Annotated in this window: 3 protein-coding genes; all 3 read right to left on the bottom strand. The window is 51.3% G+C overall.

Annotated features, from left to right (window positions below; genetic code table 11):
- A partial coding sequence (locus CX664_RS23285; protein WP_146000259.1) for a DUF1601 domain-containing protein occupies positions 1-2,792 on the bottom strand: 2,792 nt, incomplete at its 3' end.
- Between the two features lie 129 nt (positions 2,793-2,921).
- On the bottom strand, positions 2,922-3,287 hold the full coding sequence (locus CX664_RS23280; RefSeq protein ID WP_101749032.1) for a hypothetical protein: 366 nt from the start codon (positions 3,285-3,287) through the stop codon (positions 2,922-2,924).
- A 209-nt stretch (positions 3,288-3,496) separates the two neighbouring features.
- Positions 3,497-5,990, bottom strand: a 2,494-nt coding sequence (locus CX664_RS23275; protein ID WP_146000258.1) for an RAP domain-containing protein, incomplete at its 5' end; no start/stop codon positions are given.

Genomic DNA, 5,990 nt, shown 5'->3' with positions numbered 1-5,990 from the left:
ACGGCTTCTTTGAACTCAGGTGTTTGCTTCTGCCCATTGCCCACCAGTTTCGCCATGGCCCACAGCAGGTTGGCGATTTCCTGTGGCTTAAAGTTAGCTTTCTGAGCGTTTAAGTGAGGCAACAGCGCGGCCACGGCTTCTTTGAACTCAGGTGTTTGCTTCTGCCCATTGTCTACCAGTTTCGCCATGGCCCACAGCAGTTTGGTGATTTCCTGTGGTTTAAAGTTAGCTTTCCGTGCGTTTATATGGGGCAACAGCGCGGCCACGGCCTCTTTGAGCCCTGGTGTCCCCTCCTGCCCACTGTCCACCAGTTTCGCCATGGCCCACAGCAGGTTGGCGATTTCCTGTGGTTTAAAGTTAGCTTTCTGTGCGTTTACGTGGGGCAACAGCGTGGCCACGGCTTCTTGGAACTCAGGTGTTTGCTTCTGTCCATTGTCCACCAGTTTTGCCATGGACCACAGCAGTTTGGTGATTTCCTGTGGTTTAAAGTTAGCTTTCCGAGCGTTTACGTGGGGCAACAGCGCGGCTACGGTCTCTTTGAGCCCTGGTGTCACCTCCTGCCCATTGTCCACGAGTTTCGCCATGGCCCACAGCAGGTTGGCGATAGCTTGAGGAATAAATTGGTCTTTCTGTGCGTTCACCCGGGGCAGCAGTGCGGCCACAGCCTCTTTGAACTCTGGTGTCAACACCTGCCCGTTGTCCACCAGTTTCGCCATGGCCCACAGCAAGTTGGCGATTTCCTGTGGTTTAAAGTTAGCTTTCTGTGCGTTTACGTTGAGCAACAGCACGGCCACAGCGTCTTTGAACTCTGGTGTCCGCTCCTGGCCGTTGTATGCCAGTTTCGCCACGGCCCACAGCAGGTTGGCGATATGCTGAGGAATAAACTGGTCTTTCTGTACGTTCACGTAGTGCAACAGCACGGCCACGGCCTCGTTGAGATCTGGTGTCCGCTCTTGCCTGTTGTCCACCAGCTTTGCCATGGCCCACAGCAGGTTAGCGATACCCTGGGAATTAAATTGATCTTTCTGTGCGTTCACGTAGGGTAACAGCACGGCAACGGTCTCGTTGAACTCTGGTGTCTGCTCCTGCCCATTGTCCACCAGTTTCGCCATGGCCCACAGCAGGTTGGCGATAGCCCGAGGAATAAATTGGTCTTTCTGCGCGTTCACCCGGGGCAGCAGTGCGGCCACAGCCTCTTTGAGCCCTGGTATCCGCTCCTGCCCGTTGTCCACCAGTTTCGCCATGGTCCACAGCAGGTTGGTGATTTCCTGTGGTTTAAAGTTAGCTTTCTGTGCCTTTACGTGGGGCAACAGTACGGCCAAAGCCTCTTTGAACTCCGGTGTCAATACCTGCCCATTGTCCACCAGTTTCGCCAGAGCCCAAAGCAGGTTGGCGATTTCCTGTGGTTTAAAGTTAGCTTTCCGTGCGTTTACGTGGGGCAACAGCACGGCCACAGCCTCTTTGAACTCTGGTGTCAACGCCTGCCCGTTGTCCAGCAGTTTCGCCGTGGCCCACAGCAGGTTGGTGATAGCCTGGGGAATAAATTGGTCTTTCTGTACGTTCACTTGGGGCAACAGCGCGGCCACGGCCTCTGTGAACTCTGGTGTCCGCACCTGCCCGTTTTCCCCCAGTTTCGCCATGGCCCACAGCAGGTTGGCGATTTCCTGAGGTTTAAAGTTAGCTTTCTGTGCGTTTACGCGGGGCAACAGCACGGCCACAGTCTCTTTGAACTCTGGTGTCTGCTCCTGGCCGTTGTCTGCCAGTTTCGCCATGGCCCACAGCAGGTTGGCGATTTCCTGTGGTTTAAAGTTAGCTTTCTGTGCGTTTATGTGGGGCAACAGCGCGGCCACGGCCTCTTTGAACTCAGGTGTTTGCTGCTGTCCATTGTCCACCAGTTTCGCCATGGCCCACAGCAGGTTGGCGATTTCCTGTGATTTAAAGTTAGCTTTCTGTGCGTTTACTTGAGATAACAGCACGGCCACAGCCTCTTTCAACTCGGGTGTCAGCTCCTGCCCGTTGTCCACCAGTTTCGCTATGGCCCACAGCAGATTGGCGATACCCTGAGCAATAAATTGGTCTTTCTGTGCGTTCACATTGGGCAACAGTACGGCCACGGCCTTTTTGAGCTCTGGTGTCCGCTCCTGCCCGTTGTCCACCAGTTTCGCCATTGCCCACAGCAGGTTGGCGATTTGCTGGGCCTCAATATCCCTGGCTTCAGGTTTTTGATGGCACTTGAATATTATTGCATCAAGTAGTGTTGACAATAAGGCAGCTTGAGTAAGCTTGACACGCTCATCCATGGGTTGATGAGGGGTAAAAACACCTGCTGAGGTAAATGAATGAAGTGTTGTTGCCAGGCTTCGCCAATTCCAGCTCCGTGTTACTGTAAAATTTGGCAGAAAACGCATCAGCTGGCTTTGTTCCGCTCGATTTAACGGTCTTTTAGCAGCTGACGCGTATTTTTTAATGGTACTGGCAAATTGACCATGATTTCTCCCATCATAGCGATGGGCGAAACGATCAGATTTACTCAACAGATCATCCATTATTTCTGGTTTGACAAGGGCATTAAAATCTTGAGCAGGGGTTACTGAACGACACTGTATGTATTGAGAAGTGTATGCGCCAGAAGAAGGGTAAAATTCATTACGCCCCGGGATAGAGCGGGAGGGATTATCCCTCTGTCTTACTGTGTCATGTCTATATCGTCCAAGCCTTGAAGAGGCGGGATGGTTATTCGGTTGGTTGTAATAATTAGCTGATCCTGCGTTAGCAGCAGAGGTTCTGTGCATAATTATATTTCATTAATTCACGAAAATATAATTAAACAGACAGCTGTTCTGTGCAGAGGTTCATTTTGCTGCAATATCTAAACTAAGTTTCTGCCAAAATGAAATTACATGGCCGTATCAGTGGGAACATTAAATGTCGATTTTCTGAATAACATTTAAGAATTGCTCGATTTTACCACAGCTATAAACAGATTCATCACTCGTCATATCACACGCCATAAACACAGCCTGATGCTGTGTTTTGGATAAATCGCTGAGGTAGTAATCGTGGCTTATCCGATAGGTTCCCCCATGAAGATTGATACTGACCCGGTTGCGATAATGCATCAGCAGCCCGGACTTCAGTGCTTTGCAACCATTGAGAACGGTCACTGTCTTCCGGTATTTTGCATTGACAGCAAGTGAGGGGTGTTGATTCCCACGGGTGAGAAGTTGTCGCGAAAGGTAGGCCTGAGGCGTTTCTCTTGTGCCGGTTTGAACTTTACTCAAATTCATCTTGTCAAATGACCGGATTATCCGGACTGCTTCCGGATGTATTCAACAAAATATGGTTATTTACTCCTGGTGAAAGACCATTGGAAAGGCAATGACCCTGCGGGGGAAAAACTTTTAGATCTGCTACCATTTTTTGATTTCAATGATAGGTAATTTCAACCTGGGTACAGAAAACAAAAAGTGTGGCAATCATGATGGAAGGGAGGAGATTACTTGCTGTTGTTTCTCTTCCTTTTTTTTCTTTTTGGTTTGCCGGTTTGCTCTTCTGAATATTCTTCGGCGGTTAAGTGCAAGTAATCTGAGGGTTGCCTTCCTTTATCGGTAGTCATGTGTGCCTCATCTGCCCGCCTTCTTTTAAGCCCTACAGAGGCACGCCCCTGCAGCGGGGTGGCTACCCTGGTCTTTATGTGATCAATACATCGTTTCATGGAATCCCGGTTCCTAAGCTCGTTAACCGGGATTTCAATGACCTCAAATCCTGATTTTTGCAGCAGTGCGATTTTAAGCAGTGTCGAGCCATTCCTGGTTTTGAAATCACCACCCACGTAATGAGACGGTCCCTGAACTTCAATCACCATGTTGTGATCTGGCAGTAGCAGGTCTACCGGATGTAATGTGTTCAGACTTTTTTCTTCTTCAATCCTCAAAGAGGGAATGCGTGATTGGAGTTGATCGTGAAAGTCGATTTGAGTTTTTGACATGGTTGTCCGGTAATGGGGGACGAATGGACAAGGTTTCCCAAGCCAACTTGCGGCCATGGCGATGATGGATTGCTCTTCTTCATTGTCCGGGAATGTATTTTCAATGCGAGTAAACAGGTCATCCATGTGCTTTTCAAACACGTTATTTTTATTGGCATTGGGGACCAGAGATAACCTGGCACAGTATACCATTACCCCCCAGAGAGACATTAATATGTCTTGCTGAGAGAGCTGAGGGTTTTCACTGATTTGGCAGACAAGCGATTCGAACGTAGAGGTAACCACGTTCAGCTCAACGAATTCACCCAGTTTCGCAATGGCCGACAGCAGGTTGGTGATTTCCTGTGGTTTAAAGTTAGCTTTCTGTGCGTTTACATGGGGCAACAGCGCGGCCACGGCTTCTTTGAACTCAGGTGTTTGCTTCTGCCCATTGTCCACCAGTTTCGCCATGGCCCACAGCAGGTTGGTGGTTTCCTGTGGTTTAAAGTCGGCTTTCCGTGCGTTTACGTGGGGCAACAGCGCTGCCACGGCCTCTGTGAACTCCGGGGTCCGCACCTGCCCATTGTCCACCAGTTTCGCCATGGCCCACAGCAGGTTGGCTATATGCTGAGGAATAAATTGGTCTTTATGTGCGTTCACGCAGGGTAACAGCACGGCCACGGCCTCGTTGAGCCCTGGTGTCTGCTCCTGCCCGTTGTCTACCAGTTTTGCCATGGCCCACAGCAGGTTGGGGATAGCCTGAGGAATAAATTGGTCTTTCTGTGCGTTCACGTAGGGCAACAGCACGGCCACGGCCTTTTTGAGCCCTGGTGTCCGCTCCTGCCCGTTGTCCACCAGTTTTGCCATGGCCCACAGCAGGTTGGCTATATGCTGAGGAATAAATTGGTCTTTCTGTGCGTTCACGTAGGGTAACAGCGCGGCCACGGCCTCGTTGAGCCCTGGTGTCTGCACCTGTACGTTGTCCACCAGTTTCGCCATGGCCCACAGCAGGTTGGTGATTTCCTGTGGTTTAAAGTCAGCTTTCCGTGCGTTTACGTGGGGCAACAGCGCGGCCACGGCTTCTTTGAAATCAGGTGTTTGCTTCTGCCCATTGTCCACCAGTTTCGCCATGGCCCACAGCAGGTTGGTGATTTCCTGTGGTTTAAAGTCAGCTTTCAGTGCGTTTACGTGGGGCAACAGCGCGGCCACGGCCTCTGTGAACTCCGGTGTCCGCACCTGCCCGTTTTCCACCAGTTTCGCCATGGCCCACAGCAGGTTGGCGATAGCCTGAGGAATAAATTGGTCTTTTTGTGCGTCCACTTGGGGCAACAGTGCTGCCACGGCCTCTGTGAACTCTGGTGTCCACTCCTGCCCGTTGTCCACCAGTTTCGCCATGGCCCACAGCAGGTTGGTGATTTCCTGTGGTTTAAAATTAGCTTTCTGTGCGTTTACGTGGAGCAACAGCACGGGCACAGCTTCTTTAAACTCTGGTGTCCGCTCCTGGCCGTTGTCTGTCAGTTTCGCCATGGCCCACAGCAGGTTGGTGATTTCCTGTGGTTTAAAGTTAGCTTTCTGTGCGTTTACGTGGGGCATCAGCGCGGCCACGGCTTCTTTTAACTCAGGTGTTTGCTTCTGCCCATTGTCCACCAGTTTCGCCATGGCCCACAGCAGGTTGGTGGTTTCCTGTGGTTTAAAGTCAGCTTTCCGTGCGTTTACGTGGGGCAACAGCGCTGCCACGGCCTCTGTGAACTCCGGGGTCCGCACCTGCCCGTTTTCCACCAGTTTCGCCATGGCCCACAGCAGGTTGGCGATAGCCTGAGGAATAAATTGGTCTTTCTGTGCGTTCAAGCAGGGCAACAGCACGGCCACGGCCTCTGTGAACTCTGGTGTCCGCATCTGCCCGTTTTCCACCAGTTTCGCCATGGCCCACAGCAGATTGGCGATTTCCTGAGGTTTAAAGTTAGCTTTCTGCGCGTTTACTTGGGGCAACAGCGCGGCCACGGCCTCGTTGAGCCCTGGTGTC

Origin of the sequence: Endozoicomonas acroporae (genome assembly GCF_002864045.1) — a bacterium.
GTDB classification, from domain to species: Bacteria; Pseudomonadota; Gammaproteobacteria; order Pseudomonadales; family Endozoicomonadaceae; genus Endozoicomonas; species Endozoicomonas acroporae.
The sequence above is the reverse complement of the archived record's forward strand: the minus strand, read 5'-3'. Positions and strand labels throughout refer to the sequence as shown.